The sequence below is a fragment of the Marinospirillum perlucidum genome, assembly GCF_003336805.1.
Lineage (GTDB): Bacteria > Pseudomonadota > Gammaproteobacteria > Pseudomonadales > Halomonadaceae > Marinospirillum > Marinospirillum perlucidum.
Genome location: NZ_QFWJ01000012.1, coordinates 60,341 through 76,464 on the forward strand (window position 1 = coordinate 60,341; position 16,124 = coordinate 76,464).

Sequence of the window (16,124 nt, forward strand, 5' to 3'; positions counted from 1 at the left end):
CCTGTCGACCACCTGCATCAGGTGACATCACTGGTTAACTTGTCGGCAATATCCGCAAGATTAATTATTTCTTCGGCAAGATTAGCTTTAGCTACAGCCATCGGCATACCATAAATTACTGAACTGGCTTCATCCTGCGCCCAAACGACAGAACCCGTATCCTTTAACATCCGGGAACCTTCACGTCCATCTGCGCCCATCCCTGTAAGAATGACAGCAAGCACCTTGCCTGGAAAAACCTTGGCCGCCGAGCCAAAGGTTACATCAACACAAGGCTTGTAATTCAGTCTTTCATCACCGGGGAGAATACGCACACTGCCCCCATGACGTTTATCAATCATCATTTGTTTGCCGCCAGGAGCCAATAATGCCAGACCAGGGCGCAACTGGTCACCATCTTCGGCCTCTTTTACCTGAATTTTACACAAAGAATTGAGGCGCTCAGCAAAAGCACCGGTAAAAGTTGAGGGCATATGCTGCACCAGAACCAGCGGCGCGGGAAAATTGGCCGGCAAACGTGTCAGTACTGTCTGCAGAGCCATGGGACCACCCGTGGAGGTGCCAATCATAACCAGAGAAAAATGGCGAGGCTTGGGTTTAGGTTTGCCCGCAGGCACCAAGCTGGCTTTGGCTTCGGCTCTTTCCGCCTGATGCTGCTCATTGCGTTTTCTTGCTTCTTCTCGTCGGGCAGAAATACGATCCTGTAGGGAAGAACGCTCATAAGCAGGTGAACCAGTTCGTCCCGCTGGCTGGCTATCCCGAGCTGCAGCACGGGAAAAACTAGCTCGCGGAGGGGCAGCAGCCTGAGAGGATTGGCTACGCGCTACCGTCAGGACACGATCACAAAGGACCTTGGCCATTTTTTCGGTATTGCGGGAAATATCTTCAAAATTCTTGGGCAGGTAATCGACAGCACCGGCTTCCAGCGCATCCAGAGTCACCCGGGCCCCCTCATGTGTCAGTGACGAAAACATGAGTACCGGAGTCGGCTGTTTGGCCATAATTTCACGCACAGCAGAAATCCCGTCCATGACGGGCATTTCATAGTCCATGGTGATAACGTCAGGTTTCAGCTCCAGCGTTTTTTCTACCGCTTCTCGGCCATTTGACGCTGTCCCTATGGCTTTAAGACGCGGGTCCGTTTCCAGAAGTTCGCAAACCCTGCGACGAAAAAAACCTGAATCATCAACCACCAATACGGTGATTGGCATCTTCTTCTCCCACCAACTCTAGGCTACAGCCAGCAGCAGACTTACAGCCTGCTGTTGGCCATCAATCAATTACGTTTAACGCCGTCCGGTGTAGTGCTTGAGCAGACCGGGAATATCCAGGATCAAGGCAATGCGCCCATCACCGGTAATCGTGGCACCAGCCAAGCCCGGTGTACCATGCAGCATCTGACCCAGCGGCTTGATCACCACCTCTTCCTGACCGATCAGATCATCGACAACAAAGCCTACCTGCTGGTTACCGATAGAAACCACAACCACATGGGCTTCTTTCAATTCTTCCTGGGAAACCTCCCGCTTGGCAGGATCACGAACCAACCAGCGGCGCAGGTGGAAGAGAGGCAGGGTGCGCTCACGAATAATGATCACTTCCTGGCCATCGATTTTGTTGGCACGGGAAATATCCAACTGGAAGATTTCGTTCACGTTGACCAAAGGCAGTGCAAAGGTCTGATCTTGTAGCTTGATCATCAGAGTCGGCATGATCGCCAGGGTCAGCGGTACCTTGATGATAATCTTGCTGCCCTTGCCCAACTCCGACCAGACATTGATCGTCCCGTTAAGCTGCGAGATTTTGGTTTTCACCACATCCATGCCCACACCCCGACCGGAGACATCGGAGATTTGTTCCTTGGTGGACAGACCCGCAGCAAAAATCAGATTGAAAGCTTCCTGGTCAGTCAAACGATCGGCGGCATCCTGATCCAGCTGCCCTTTCTCAACGGCCTTGCGCTTGAGGACTTCCGGATCCATACCAGCACCATCATCAGAAATGGTGAGGAGGATATGATCGCCTTCCTGTTCGGCTGCCAGAATAACCTTACCTTCACGCGGCTTGCCTTTCTTTTCACGATCTTCGGGCTGCTCGATACCATGGTCTGCCGAGTTGCGCACCAGGTGAACCATGGGGTCGGCCAGGGCTTCAACCAGGTTTTTATCCAGATCGGTGTCTTCACCAATCATCTCCAACCTGATTTCCTTGTTCATCTTGCGTGACAGATCACGAATAATTCGTGGGAAACGCCCAAAGACTTTCTTGACCGGCTGCATACGGGTCTTCATGACCGAGGTCTGCAGATCCGCTGTCACCACATCCAAGTTGGCCACAGCCTTGGCCAGTTCACTGTCAGTGCTATCCGACCCCAGACGAACCAGGCGATTGCGCACCAGGACCAGCTCACCCACCATGTTCATGATTTCATCAAGACGGGAAGTATCCACCCGAACCGTGCTATCGGCTGCCGCCTCTTTCTTCGCAGGCGGCTTGGCCTTGGGTGCAGGCGGTTTCGCTTCCCCTGCCTGAGGGGCAGCTTCTTTCTTGGGTGTGGGAGCGGGAGGCTGGGAGCTGGCTTGAGGTTTTTCCGGTTTCTTGTCGCTGGCAGCAGGTGCTCCCGAACCAGGCCCCTTGCCCTTGCCATGGAGTTCATCCAGCAACTGGTCAAACTCATCTTCAGTAATCAGGTCATCGCCACCGCCGGACGCAGGCGAAGGTGCTGCTGGCTTTTCAGCTTCGGCAGGCGCACCGGAACCCGGCCCCTTGCCCTTGCCGTGAAGTTCGTCCAGCAGCTGATCAAATTCATCTTCGGTGATTTCATCATCTGCCGCTGCCGCTTTAGGAGCGGCCTTCTCTTCTGCAGCCTTTTGCATGGCTGCCTTGTCTTCAGGGCTGAGCGCATTCAGTAGCGCTTCATATTCTTCATCCGTGATATCACCATCGCTGCCTGATCCACTGGGCGCTGATTCAGGTTCATCCACTGCTCCACCTGTGGCCTGCTCGGTCTGTTCTTCAACAGCCGCAGGGGGCGCACCGGCTTCATCTTCAGGCTTGGCGTAATAAACCAGGGCTTCGATCAGGGAGGGATCAGCCGGTTCGGGCATCTCATTACCACGAACCGTTTCAAACATTTCATTGACGCTATCCAGTGCACTCAGCACCGTATCCATGAGCTCAGGCGTGACTTCACGCTGATGTTTTCTCAGGGTGTCAAAAACATTTTCTGCACTGTGACAGCAGTCAACCAGCGGATTGATTTGTAAAAAACCAGCACCACCTTTTACAGTGTGAAATCCGCGAAAGATAGCATTAAGCAGCTCAGGGTCATCTGGCGACTGCTCCAGATCGACCAACTGTTCAGAGAGCTGTTCCAGGATTTCACCTGCTTCTACTAGGAAATCCTGCAGAATATCCTGATCTGCATCGAGACTCATCCATCGGCTCCTTTAAAACCCGAGACTGGAGAGAAGGTCGTCAACCTCATCCTGACCCGACACCACATCAATGCCTCGCTTATCGGCATTGATTGCCGGGCCTTCGGGTGCTGGCGAATCATCAACGACCTCGGTTTCTTGTTGGGTATTCTCATGGCGAATACCAGTAATCTTGTCTACCTGACTGGCCATACGGACCAGGTTAACCAGGCTATCTTCTACTTCATGAACCAGTACAATAACTTTTTCCACCACCTGACCGGTTAAATCCTGATAACCCTGGGCCAGGGTGATTTCACTGAAATTACTGTTCAGAGTTGTTGCCTGCTCTTCAGTGGCTGCCAGAAAAGCATCCATCCGCTGGTAGAGGTCGCGAAATTCATCAGCATCCATCTCACGTCTTTTCAGCCTGGCCCACTCTTCACGCAGCACTCTTGCTTCATCGCCCATGTGATTAACCAAGGGCAGACTTGCATCCACCTTATCCATGGTGGTGTTGGCTGCATCATGGGTCAGATTGATCACATAATTCAGACGATCAGCAGCATCCGAGATATCCGAAAACTCTTCTTTTCCCCCAACAACTGCCGAGGTATCCAGATGAAAATCTTTGATGGCATCATGCAGCGCGCGGGTCAGTCTGCCAACTTCCAAGTATAGATTTTTGTTTCTGGCATCATTAATCTGCTGCAGGAGATTGACCGCATCAACCAGTTGATCCTGCTCGATTTTTTCAATCAATTCGCCTGTTGTGCTGCGCAACAGTTGCTCAAAGCTTTCGGGCTGGCCGGACTGATCAGTCATTCACTCACCTGAACCTGGGGCGCAGCAGCTGCTCTACGCCACTATTTTTCCAAGCGTTCAAAAATCTTTTCGATTTTTTCTTTCAGCACTGCTGCCGTAAAGGGTTTGACGATATAGCCGTTCACACCTGCCTGGGCAGCCGCCACAATTTGTTCACGTTTGGACTCGGCGGTAACCATCAAAACAGGCAGATCCTTTAATTCTGGGTCGGCACGAATATGCTTGAGCAGGTCAAAACCTGTCATGCCGGGCATATTCCAGTCGGTTACAACAAAATCGAAGTTGCCAGTATTCAACATCGGAATTGCTGTCAAACCATCATCTGCCTCATGGGTGTTGTTAAACCCCAGATCACGAAGCAAGTTTTTCACTATCCTTCTCATAGTGGCAAAATCGTCCACAATGAGAATTTTCATATCTTTATTCAAGGCAACCTCCGTTAAACCTTGCCAAAAGCAGTAATGATTATAATACAACCCTGAAAGAAGAGGGGTACACTATACATTTTTCCAATCAGTCAGCTTTCCCCTGAGTCTGGCAGCCGCTTGACTCAAAATCTGACTCACCCGGGATTCACTGACAGAGAGCACGGCACCTATCTCTTTTAGATTCAGCTCTTCGTTATAGTACAGTGAAAGTACCATTTGTTCACGCTCAGGCAAAGCTGAAATTGCATTTGCCAAGGAATCTTGGAACTGCTCTTCCTGAACTTCACTGAGCGGGCTCGAACCCTTGGTATCCGGCAATTCAAATGCCGAATCCTCCTGACTGGTCAACTCATCAAAACTGAACAGCCTGGAACCTGCAGTATCTGCAAGGAAACTCTGGTATTCCTGCAGGGAAACCCCCATTTCCTCGGCGATCTCCTGATCTTTGGCATCTCGGCCAGTGCGTGCCTCCACCGCTTTAATAGCTTCACTGACCCGGCGACTATTGCGGTGTACCGAGCGAGGCGCCCAGTCGTGACGGCGAACCTCATCTAGCATGGCACCGCGAATCCTGATCGAAGCAAAGGTTTCAAAACTGGCGCCCTTGTCCGCATCAAAATTGCGTGATGCCTCGATCAAGCCCATGCTGCCCGATTGCAGAAGGTCATCAACCTGGACGGTCGCTGGCAGACGACCCAAGAGATGATAAGCAATCCGACGCACCAGAGATGAGTAGCGCTCTAGCAGCTTGGCATCTGCAAGCTGTTGATTACGCGAATAAAGATCAAGACCCTTGGCAGCACTCATTCATTCAGCCTGTCTATCCATTATTTTCTTCACTCCGCTCAACATCCTTGGCAAAACGCGCCACCAATGCTGAGGGACTGGCTAGCTTGACGTCATCCGGAATTTTTTGCCCATTAGTTACATAGCTAATGGGAAGACGTTTTTCCAACACCAGACCCAGAACTTCGCCGATATTGACGGCTTCGTCCAGCTTGGTCAGTACGCAGCCATTGAGGCCTGCATCCCGGTAGGCTTCGTAGGTATCCAAAAGTACCCGGGACTGACTGATGGCTGGCAGCACAATAAAACGGCGGATTCGGGCCTGCGCAGACGTCAGGAGTGTCAGCTGACTCTGAAGATTGGGATCACGAACATTAAGGCCAGCTGTATCGATCAAAACCAGACTTTTGTTACGCAGGGATTTGAGCGTCAAATCCAGCGAGTTGTTTTCGTCCACGACCCGGACGGTCACCCCCAGGATGCGCCCAAAGGTGCGCAACTGTTCGTAGGCCGCAATTCGATAGCAATCGGTGGTCACCAGAGCCAGGCCTTCAGCTCCGTGTTTCAAGACATAGCGCGCGGCCAGCTTACCCAGAGTTGTGGTTTTACCCACGCCGGTCGGCCCCACCAAAGCAGCCACCCCTCCCTTGTCGATCAATTCTTCATCGAGGGTTTGTAATTCATTTTCCAGGCGCTTGAGCAGCAGTTTCCAGGCCGACTGGCTATCCAGATCGCTATCCAGCGGAACCAGCTTGAGCAGCTTGGTGATGTAGTTGTGACTAAAACCGGCATTCACCAGGCGGTTACGCATCAAGGCTTCAGTAGGATTCTTGGCTCCTTCATTTTCCCGAAGCTGCTCCTTGAGGAGATCGCGCAAGCCCTGAATTTCCGACTGCATGGCCTTGATGGCCAGCTCTTCAGTAGAACCGCTACGGCTTGGAGCTGGTTGGCTGCTCCAGTTATCGCCAGGTTCATAGGAAGTGGCATGATCATCTTCACTTTCGCCAAATTCATTCAGTCCCCATTGGCGAAGGCGTGCCTTCTTTTGAAAAGCATTTTCAGTCATGCCGCTGTCAAAACGGGCTCCGGACAGGATTCTTTGTCTGGCTTCGTCCAGCTCCTGCTGCAGAGCAACCCCCTGGTCCGCCTGCTTGAGAGCTGACGAGAATTCCTGAGGCGTTTCTCCGCCTTCATAATCCAGCGCACAGACAATCTCGACACCGTTATCCACCTTCTTATTGGACATGATGACAGCATCAGCACCCAGCTCCTCACGAACCTGACGCATGGCCTGACGGGAATCTGCCCCGAAAAACCGCTTCACCCGCATGAATAGAACCCCTTAATCTGCATGCCGCTATTGCCCTATGGTTGCCACTATGGTGATTTGTTTATTGTCTGGAATTTCCTGATAAGAAAGCACGTGCACATTCTGAATACCATAGCGCACAAATCTGGCCATAACCGGCCGTACAGGCGCGGCCGTTACCAGCACTGCTGGATTACCCTGCATTTCCTGCTGTTGAGCTACTTCACTCAGCGATTGCTGCAGCTTCTCGGCCATGGCTGGCTCCAGAATCAGCTGATCACTTTCACCCCCCTGCTGGGCAGCCTGCTGCACACTCTTCAGTAGCAGTTGCTCCAATTCAGGCTCCAAAGTAATAACGGCCAGGTGCTCACTGGGTCCGGTAATAGCCTGAACAATCGAGCGGGAGAGTGCAACCCTGACCGCCGTAGTTAACTGGATAGGGTCACGGGTTGTATGTGCCGCTTCCACCAGTGCCTGGGCGATGGAGCGAAAATCTTTAACGGGAACCTGCTCGGTTAACAGATTCTGAAGCACCTTCAGCAGCACTGACAGGGTCACGCTATCCGGTACCAGCTGTTCGGACAGCTTGGGAGCGGATTGGGCCAGCATATCCAGCATCTTCTGAACATCATCATGGCCAATCAACTCATGAGCATAATCATGCATGATCTGGTTAAGCTGCGTCGCGATCACGGTACTGGCATCAACAACAGTATAGCCTAGGGTCTGAGCTTCTTCGCGTTGGGAAGGATTGATCCAAACGGCTTCCAGACCAAAGGCCGGATCCCGCCCCTTGATACCATTAATCGGCCCGTAAACCTGGCCGGGGTTGATTGCCATTTCGCGCTCAGGATGAACATCGGCCTCACCAATAGTCACCCCCTTGAGGATAATCCGGTAGCTGTTGGGGCTAAGATCCAGGTTGTCGCGAATGTGTACCGAAGGCATCAAAAAGCCCAGATCCTGCGATAGCTTTTTACGTATCCCCTTGATACGGCCCAACAGCTGACCACCCTGGGTCTTGTCCACCAGGGGAATCAAACGGTAGCCCACTTCCAGCCCCAAAAGATCAACCGGCGCCACATCCTGCCAATTGAGCTCCTTCTGATCCACTTCATCAGGATCAGGTGTCATGGGCAGTTGACTGGCCGCCTGTTGAGTGGCCAACTCTTCTGCCAGCTGCTTTTGTTGCAAGCGATAAATCAAGTAGGCACCACCACCGGCAATGGCAGCCAGACTCAAAAAGGCCAGGTGCGGCATGCCGGGTACCAGCCCCATGATCACCATCAAGGTGGCGGCAACAGCCAGGGCCTTGGGGGTACCAAACATCTGCCGGGAGACCTGGGTGGAAATATTCTGCGAGGAGTTGACCCGGGTTACCATGATCGCCGCTGCGACAGAAAGCATCAGCGAAGGAATCTGGGCCACCAGACCATCACCAATGGTCAAGAGTACGTAGCGCTCGGTGGCGACGGAAAACTCCAGATCATGCTGCAGCATACCAATCAGCAGACCACCCACCATATTGATGACCAGGATCATGATGCCTGCCACGGCATCACCACGTACGAACTTACTGGCACCATCCATGGAACCGTAGAAATCAGCTTCCGAAGCAATTTCTTCACGGCGATTCTTGGCTTCTTCCTGGTCGATCAGGCCCGCATTCAAATCGGCATCAATCGCCATCTGTTTGCCCGGCATGGCATCCAGAGTAAAGCGTGCACTTACCTCGGAAATTCGCCCGGCACCCTTGGTGATTACGACAAAGTTGATGATCATCAGGATCAGGAAGACGATTAAACCCACCACATAGTTACCGCCGATCAAGACCGCACCAAAGGATTCAATAACCTTCCCCGCCGCATCACCACCTTCATGGCCTTCAAGCAGAACGATACGTGTTGAAGCCACATTCAAGGCCAGTCTTAACAGCGTGGCCACCAGCAGAATGGTAGGAAAAACAGCAAAGTCCAGGGGACGCAGGGAGTAGACAGCAACCAGCAGGATGACAATGGCAAAAGCGATGTTGAAGGTAAAAAATACGTCCAGCAAAAACACTGGCATGGGCAGTGTCATCATGCCCAGCAGTGAGAGCAGAAATAGCGGTATCGCTATCTGGCTTTGCATGATGCTTTGAAAAGCACCTTGAAACTGGCTTCGATCCATTGGTCACCTGGTTGAAATAAACGCGGGGCTGCCTGCAAAGGCACCGACGCAGAAGTATGCCAAGTTATCCCTGTGAAATAAACTCCAGGCGTTTGACTTCCTGTGGATAATTGTAATCAGTCCTCACCCGGATCCAGTTCTGCAGGCACATCCACCTGACCTATATCACCCGGTTTCTTGGCCTTGCCCGCCTTGTACTGTTTCATTTGATAGACCCAGGCCAGCACTTGAGCAACAGCCATATACAATTGCTGGGGAATTTCATCACCAATTTCCGTGGAGAAATAGACCGCCCGGGCCAGAGGAGGCAACTGCACCACGGGAATTTCATAATAATCGGCAATTTCCCGAATTTTAGCCGCTACCTGTTCCTGCCCTTTGGCCAGGAGCAGGGGCGCGGAATTGCCATCATCGTCATATTTCAGAGCAACGGCATAATGGGTGGGGTTGGTGATTACCACGTCGGCATCAGGTACATCGGACATCATACGCCTCTGCGCCATCTCCATTTGCATGCGGCGAATACGACTTTTAACTTCCGGCTTACCCTCAGTGTTTTTCTGCTCGTCCTTGACCTCCTGAAGTGTCATCTTCAGTTTTTCGTTGTGCTGGTAGATCTGCCAGGGCACATCAATCAACACCACAACTATCAACGACAAACTAATCGCCAGAAAAGCCCAGATCACCAGATAACTGCCCTTGGCGATCGCTGGCTTTAAGGCCATGGCACCCAGAACAGCAAACTCTTCACTCAGCCCGTAGATGATGACATAGGAAGTTGCCGCCACCAGTGCCACCTTGGCTACCGACTTCACAAACTCCATCAGAGAGTTCTTGGAAAAGATCCGTTTAATACCGGCGATGGGTTCCAGTTTACTGAACTTAGGGGCCAGCGCCTTGGCCGTCATATTCCACCCCCCCACCATAATCTGGGAGATAGCACCAATCAGGAAGAGCACGATAAGAAAAGGCAGGATTGATTGAATAGCCTGCCAGACGGATTCATTAATGTGCTTGAACATGGCCTCCTGGGTCATGACATCTTCACGTGACAGCTTGAAGTTATAAGCAAACAACTCCATCGCCTTGTTACCCATCCAGGCACCAAACACCAAAAGAGCGCCACCTGCCGCCAGCAGCAAGAGGGCCGTACTCAATTCTTTTGAGCGGGCCACCTCCCCGTCTTTTTTCGCCTCTTCTTTGCGTTTCGACGTGGGTTCTTCTGTTTTTTCCTGTCCGTCCTGATTTTCCTGTGCCATTAACCCAGCTCCAGCCAAGTTTGCATCAGTTGAAAGACATCGCGGGACATGCGATCAAAATGGAAAAGATACTCGGTCGACCAGAACCAGAGCTCCAAAAGCCCCAGAATCATCATCGTCGGAAAACCGATAACAAAGATGTTTAGCTGGGGAGCGGCCCGGGTCACCACACCCAGCGCCACGTTGACCACCAGCTTGGCAATAATAATCGGCATAGCCATCAAAAGCGCACCGGCAAACAGCCAGCCCCCCTGAACCGCTATCTGCCAGGCATGCTCACGCACAAAACCTTCAGTGCTGATTGGCAGGATAGTAAAACTTTCTGCCAGAGTATCAATAATCACCAGGTGACCACCAACAGCCAAAAAGACCAGGTTGGTCATAATCAGGGCATAGGAACTCAGAACCGTTACGTTGATACCACTGGAAGGATCGGCCATCTGTGCCATCCCCATACCGATCTGCATGGCAACGATCTGACCGAAAATAACAAAAACCTGGAAAAGCAACTGCACCAGAAACCCCAGGGAGGCACCAATAAGAATCTGCTGGGCCACCAGCAACCAGGTTTGCGGGGAAAGGCCATCCATCACGGGAACGGGTGGCAGCAGAGGCATGAGCAGCAAAGTGACCAGGATGGCCAGATAGATACGAATGGGCCCAGGCACGAAATTGGCACTGAAGATCGGAGCCGCCAAAAAAAACGCACTGATCCTGAAAAAAGGCCAGAGAAACGTCCCTATCCAGGCGGTTAGCTCAGCACCAGTCAAAGGCATGGCGCTAACCTATCATGTAGGGAATATTATTCGCCAGACGCTCAAAAAATTCGATCAGCATCCGCAGGATCATGGGGCCAGCCACAATCAGAGCGATTAGGGTCGCCATCAGACGTGGCAGAAAGCTCAGGGTTTGTTCATTGATCTGGGTCGCGGCCTGAAATACCGCAATAACCAAACCAGCCAGCAAGCTGGGTACAACGGCAATGGATACGATCGTAATAACCAAAAACAGCGCCTGACGCATAAGATCGACAGCAGTCTCAGGTGTCATACCTCTCTCCCCTCAGCAAGCAGCAGGTCGCTAATAGCCATAACTGGCCGCCAGTGTCCCCATGATCAGTGTCCAGCCATCAACCAGCACAAAAAGCATGATCTTGAACGGTAGAGAGATAATAATGGGCGAGAGCATCATCATGCCCATGGCCATCAGGATACTGGCCACCACCATATCAATGATCAAAAAGGGGATAAATAACATGAAGCCGATCTGAAAGGCCGTTTTCAGCTCACTGGTCATAAAGGCAGGCACCAGCACCACAAAGGGCACATCAGCTTCCGATTCGAAGACCTCATAACCACCGATGCGGGCAAACATGTCCAGGTCAGTTTCACGGGTTTGCGCCAGCATGAATTCCATCAAGGGTGCCTTGGCCAACTCTACCGCCTCCAGGGGGGCAACCTCTTCAGCCAGATAGGGCTGCAGGGCTTCAGCATTCACCCTCTCCCAAACGGGCGTCATGATGAAAAAAGTCAGAAACAGGGCGATGCCCAGGATTATCTGGTTGGAAGGTGTTTGCTGCAGACCTAGCGCCTGGCGCAAAATAGCCAAAACCACAATGGTCCGAGTAAAACTGGTCATCATGATCAGCATCGCTGGCAGGAACGTCAGCGCTGTCATGATGGCCAAAACCTGAATGGTCACCGAGTAGCTTTCACCACCCTCACCATCAGGCTGAACCCTGAGAGCTTCAATGCCCGGCAACTGACCGGCCCCGGCATCGAGCGAGAAGATCAGCAGGCCAAGCAAGACAAGGAGCAAAGGCTTAGCCTTCATGCTTGGAATCCTTTTCATGAGATGCGTCGCTGGTCGACGCGCTGTTTTTCTGTTTCCACTGTTGCAGCAATTGGGAAAAACCCGCCTTGCCACTGCTACTGCCGGCAAGATCAATGGGCTTTTCCAATTCATGCAGACAGTTAATCTGGTTGGCCGTCACACCCAGCAGCAATTGCTGATCGCCCACCTGGACCAGTGTCAAGCGCTCGCGATTACTGAGAGGCAGCACAGCAATGACCTTGAGCGCCCGATGAGGATTATAGCCGGGAACCAGGCGCATTCTTTTAGCCACCCAGGCCAATACCAACATCAAGGCAATGACGGCGACCAGACCCAGGGTCACCTGCATCATGGCCGAAGCCGTTGAGGCTGTACTACCCATTTCCTGGGTTTCGGCCCGAAGAGCATCAGCGACACCCAGGCTAGTCAGCGCCAAAAGCAGTTGCCGCATTACTGCTCTCCCCCCGGCTGAAGTAATAAACCGCTATCAACGCAGGCGTTTGATACGTTCGGATGGACTGACAACATCGGTCAGGCGAATCCCGAATTTCTCATTGACCATGACCACCTCGCCGTGAGCAATCAAGGTCCCGTTGACCTTCACATCCAGTGGTTCACCGGCCAGGCGATCCAGTTCGATTACCGAACCCTGGTTTAGCTGGAGCAGGTTACGGATGGCGATCTCGGTATTACCGACTTCCATGGCGATGGTCACCGGAATATCCATGATCACTTCAAGATTGGGGTTATCACCTTCAAAGCTGGTGGAGTCGTCTTCCAGATATTCCAGTGGAGCCGACTCGATATCGTCTTCACTAATATCCTCGTCACTGACGTTTTCCGCAGCGGCAGCCTGTTCCTGTAAAGCCGCCCCCCAGTCATCATCGTCGCCACCATCTTCACTGACACCCTGCTCTTCCATGGCTGCCGCCCAATCATCTTCAGCACCGCCACCGTCTGCAGATTCATCCAGTGCTGCGGCCCAGTCTTCCGTATCATTGGTGTTTTCGTTGTTTTCTTCGTCACTCATAATAATTTCCCATCAATGTTCAATATCAGGCCTTTCATTAGCAGGCATAGCAGTTAGCGAACCAAGCGCACCTGCTCCTGGATTTTCAGTGCCAGATTATCACCAGAACGACCCATTTTACATTTATAAACAGGGACTCCATTGGCCTGGAGAGTGACATGGTCCGGCAAGTCAACCGGTATAATATCACCCGCTTCCAGATTAACGATATCACCCAGGGTCAAATCCTTATCCACCACTTTAACGTTCAGAGGTATCTTGGCCTCCATAATGTCGGCTCGGAGCGCACGCACCCAGCGTTCATCAATATCATCCACATCCGATTGCACACCGGAATCCAGCTCTTCCCGAACCGGTTCGATCATGGAGTAGGGAATGGTGATGTGGAGATCGCCACCACCGCCGTCCAGTTCGATATGGAAGGTACTGACTACCACTACTTCACTGGGACTAACGATGTTAGCCATGGCTGGGTTGACTTCAAACCCGATGTATTCAAAGTTCAAAGGCAAAACCGTGGCCCAGGCTTCTTTCAAGTCAATAAAAACCTGTTCCAGAACCTTCTGGACAATACGAATTTCTGTCGGAGTAAATTCACGGCCTTCAATCTTGGCATGCCGTCCATCCCCGCCAAAAAAGTTGTCCACCAGCTTGAAAACCAACTTGGCATCCATGACGAACAAGGAGGTGCCGCGCAGCGGGCGAATCTTAACCAGGTTCAAACTCGTGGGAACGTACAGCGTATGAACATATTCACCAAACTTCATAATCTGTACACCGCCGGAAGCCACGTGGGCACTACGACGTAAAAGATTGAAGAGGCTGATACGGGTATAGCGGGCAAAACGCTCGTTGATCATCTCCAAGGTCGGCATGCGACCACGAACGATACGATCCTGGCTGGTAATATCATAATTCTGGACATCACCGGAGTTCTCATCATCCTCACCGGGATCCGGCAGCTCATCGTCGTCCACGCCATGAAGGAGAAGATCAATTTCGTCCTGAGATAGCAGATCCTGAACTGCCATAAATTGCCACCTTAAACTGTCAGTTATTATCTTGGAGTTAAGCCTGAAAGCCGCTTATTGTAAAACAAAGTCAGTAATCAGGACTTCATCGATCTGAGCGCCTTCACGCCCAACGACTGCCTGGACCACTTCAGCCGCACTGGCCTGAAGTTGGCGTTTTCCTTCTGGCGTCTGCAGGGTCTGGTAATCCTGCTCGGTAAACAAGCGATTGAGATCATTCTTGATTCGCGGCATGTGCATTTCCACTGCAGCAACCACTTCATGGTCTGCTCCCTTGATCGAAAGGGACAGCTGCATAAAGCGCTGCTTGCGATCCGAAGAAATCAGTGGGGTTACAAAAGCCTGTTCAAAGGAATAATAGGCAGCTGTATTCAACTCGATACCACCCTCCTCTTCCTGAGTAACGGCTTCAGACTCAGGCTCTCCCGAATCCTTATCCAGAAAGAAAAGGGTCCCCCCGACGGCCAGAGCTAGGATGATGGCTATACCTACGACCAGCCCGCCAATAATCAGCAGTTTTTTCTTGCCACCATTTTCATCAGCCATACAATGTCTTCTCCAAAAGCTTAAGCGTAATAGTCTACCAGACCCAACGGCTCATCAAAGTAACTGACTACCCCTGCCTGTTCCGAAGACTCACCGGCCCCGGTATCGCCAGCCAGTCCCTGGGATGAACCGCTGCCAGCCTCTCCTTCCTGCTGCTCACCGTCACCGGAATAGGATTCTTCAGAAACCGAAGCGTCTGTCAGTGACAACCCCTGTTCTTCCATCATTTCCCGTAAACGTGGCAAGGCGTTTTCCATGAGATCCCGAGCCTGGGCATTAGGTGACTGAAAGACCACCGAAGCCTGATCTCCCTGGACACGTAACTGGATTTTCATCTTGCCCAAATCCGGTGGGTCCAGTCGCATTTCAGCTATCTGCATCCCACGGGTTTGCATCATTTGAATCCGGTTAGCCAAGGCTTCAGCATTGGCTTGAGCAGCCGCCTGGGCCATGCCCGGCGTCATCGGCATACCCGGCATACTGGCAGCCATTCGAGCTACTGCAGGCTGGGCTGATGGCGTATTGCCCAGTCCCATACCCGCCGCCTGAATCAGCTGTTGCATGGATTCGCCGGTAGCCTTGTTGTTAATTACACTGGTATCGCCCCGGCCCAGTCTCGCCACCAGGTGCTCCAGCTTGTCGTTGCCCTTATTTTCCTGCTGACCATCCTGAAAGTTTTTGGAAGTTTCGGTAGCATCGCGGGATAACTGCTGCCCAGGCTTTTCAGCAACGCCAGCCAGCTCTGTCCTCTGAGCAGCCACCTCCTGTCCGGGTGGCTGGGTTCTGACTCGCAGTTCACCCACCTGACTGTCATATCGAAGTCCAGCCAACTGACGTAAATCCAGATCCGCAGCCTGCAATCGAGCCAGTAGCTGCTGGACTCCCTGCTGCATTTCCTGTAAATCCATATCCAGGCTGGCAGCCAATTCACCCAGCATCTGCTGCAGGTTTTCCGGCAGCAGATTTTTCAGGCTGTCCAGATCCCCTTCGGCCAGAGCCGTTTGCAATTCTTGCATTTCTTCATCGCTCATTCCCTGCAGCCATTGCCTGACTTCTGCGAGTAACTCGTTGGCTTTTTCTGGATCCAGCGAATCGAGCACGCGTGCAGTTTCTTCAGGAAGCGGCAATTTCTCGCCACCCACCGGCACATCCTTACCACCGGCAGCTACCGCTCTAGTCGTTTCCGCTGCTGAATCTGGATTCTGATCTGTCGTTTTGCGTTCCAGGGAGCGGCTTGTAGAGCGCTCTAAAACGACTTCATCGCCCTGCGGGCCTGCTGCCTGTCCTTCCTGTCGACTGGTCACGCGACTAGCGGAAGTTTCATCAGCGGCGGACTGCTGAACCCGGCTTTGCAATTGCTGGTGAAAAGCTTGTTTATTTTCGGCAGAAGCAGCCTGAGGTGCTCGCAAACCAGATCTCTGGGTAGGCGAGGGAGTATTTAAAAATACTTGCAAATTAGCGGATGAATTCATGGGCTAGACTCTCATCAGTT

Annotated in this window: 16 protein-coding genes; all 16 read right to left on the reverse strand. The window is 52.2% G+C overall.

Translation table 11 applies throughout. From position 1 onward, the window contains the following. Nucleotides 1–17 precede the first annotated feature (17 nt). Nucleotides 18–1,211 carry a protein-glutamate methylesterase/protein-glutamine glutaminase gene (locus DFK18_RS13160; protein WP_114418739.1) on the reverse strand — a complete coding sequence of 398 codons (1,194 nt, stop codon included), beginning with the start codon at nucleotides 1,209–1,211 and terminating at the stop codon, nucleotides 18–20. A gap of 75 nt (nucleotides 1,212–1,286) precedes the next feature. Beyond that, nucleotides 1,287–3,437: a chemotaxis protein CheA gene (locus DFK18_RS13165; protein WP_114418740.1), complete on the reverse strand. Its 2,151-nt coding sequence runs from the start codon at nucleotides 3,435–3,437 to the stop codon at nucleotides 1,287–1,289. Between the two features lie 12 nt (nucleotides 3,438–3,449). Then, entirely contained in the window at nucleotides 3,450–4,241 is a 792-nt protein-coding gene (locus DFK18_RS13170; RefSeq protein ID WP_114418741.1) for a protein phosphatase CheZ, read from the reverse strand. Nucleotides 4,242–4,282: 41 nt separating this feature from the next. After that, the gene (gene cheY, locus DFK18_RS13175; RefSeq protein WP_425451598.1) at nucleotides 4,283–4,657 is read right to left on the reverse strand and encodes a chemotaxis response regulator CheY; all 375 of its coding nucleotides are present in this window, start codon (nucleotides 4,655–4,657) and stop codon (nucleotides 4,283–4,285) included. Between the two features lie 81 nt (nucleotides 4,658–4,738). Further along, nucleotides 4,739–5,476, reverse strand: coding sequence for an RNA polymerase sigma factor FliA (locus tag DFK18_RS13180; RefSeq protein WP_114418743.1), 738 nt, complete (start codon nucleotides 5,474–5,476; stop codon nucleotides 4,739–4,741). Nucleotides 5,477–5,489: 13 nt separating this feature from the next. Beyond that, on the reverse strand, nucleotides 5,490–6,785 hold the full coding sequence (flhF, locus tag DFK18_RS13185; RefSeq protein WP_114418744.1) for a flagellar biosynthesis GTPase FlhF: 1,296 nt from the start codon (nucleotides 6,783–6,785) through the stop codon (nucleotides 5,490–5,492). A gap of 27 nt (nucleotides 6,786–6,812) precedes the next feature. Next, nucleotides 6,813–8,933, reverse strand: a complete 2,121-nt coding sequence (gene flhA, locus DFK18_RS13190; protein ID WP_114418745.1) for a flagellar biosynthesis protein FlhA — start codon at nucleotides 8,931–8,933, stop codon at nucleotides 6,813–6,815. Nucleotides 8,934–9,049: 116 nt separating this feature from the next. Continuing rightward, nucleotides 9,050–10,192 (reverse strand): flagellar biosynthesis protein FlhB, encoded by a 1,143-nt coding sequence (flhB, locus tag DFK18_RS13195; RefSeq protein WP_114418746.1) that lies wholly within the window; start codon nucleotides 10,190–10,192, stop codon nucleotides 9,050–9,052. Continuing rightward, on the reverse strand, nucleotides 10,192–10,968 hold the full coding sequence (gene fliR, locus DFK18_RS13200) for a flagellar biosynthetic protein FliR (RefSeq protein ID WP_114418747.1): 777 nt from the start codon (nucleotides 10,966–10,968) through the stop codon (nucleotides 10,192–10,194). Before fliR ends, flhB begins: the two co-directional genes overlap by 1 nt. A 4-nt stretch (nucleotides 10,969–10,972) precedes the next feature. Continuing rightward, nucleotides 10,973–11,242, reverse strand: coding sequence for a flagellar biosynthesis protein FliQ (fliQ, locus tag DFK18_RS13205; protein WP_114418748.1), 270 nt, complete (start codon nucleotides 11,240–11,242; stop codon nucleotides 10,973–10,975). Nucleotides 11,243–11,272: 30 nt separating this feature from the next. Next, the gene (gene fliP, locus DFK18_RS13210; protein WP_178006191.1) at nucleotides 11,273–12,025 is read right to left on the reverse strand and encodes a flagellar type III secretion system pore protein FliP; all 753 of its coding nucleotides are present in this window, start codon (nucleotides 12,023–12,025) and stop codon (nucleotides 11,273–11,275) included. Beyond that, nucleotides 12,015–12,476, reverse strand: coding sequence for a flagellar biosynthetic protein FliO (fliO, locus tag DFK18_RS13215; protein ID WP_114418750.1), 462 nt, complete (start codon nucleotides 12,474–12,476; stop codon nucleotides 12,015–12,017). The genes fliP and fliO overlap by 11 nt, the downstream gene beginning before the upstream one ends. A gap of 36 nt (nucleotides 12,477–12,512) precedes the next feature. Next, nucleotides 12,513–13,055 (reverse strand): flagellar motor switch protein FliN, encoded by a 543-nt coding sequence (gene fliN / locus DFK18_RS13220; RefSeq protein WP_114418751.1) that lies wholly within the window; start codon nucleotides 13,053–13,055, stop codon nucleotides 12,513–12,515. Between the two features lie 53 nt (nucleotides 13,056–13,108). Continuing rightward, entirely contained in the window at nucleotides 13,109–14,086 is a 978-nt protein-coding gene (fliM, locus tag DFK18_RS13225; protein WP_114418752.1) for a flagellar motor switch protein FliM, read from the reverse strand. A gap of 54 nt (nucleotides 14,087–14,140) precedes the next feature. Continuing rightward, on the reverse strand, nucleotides 14,141–14,632 hold the full coding sequence (locus DFK18_RS13230; RefSeq protein ID WP_114418753.1) for a flagellar basal body-associated FliL family protein: 492 nt from the start codon (nucleotides 14,630–14,632) through the stop codon (nucleotides 14,141–14,143). 20 nt (nucleotides 14,633–14,652) lie between these two features. Continuing rightward, nucleotides 14,653–16,041 (reverse strand): flagellar hook-length control protein FliK, encoded by a 1,389-nt coding sequence (locus tag DFK18_RS13235; protein WP_162299785.1) that lies wholly within the window; start codon nucleotides 16,039–16,041, stop codon nucleotides 14,653–14,655. Nucleotides 16,042–16,124: the final 83 nt, after the last annotated feature.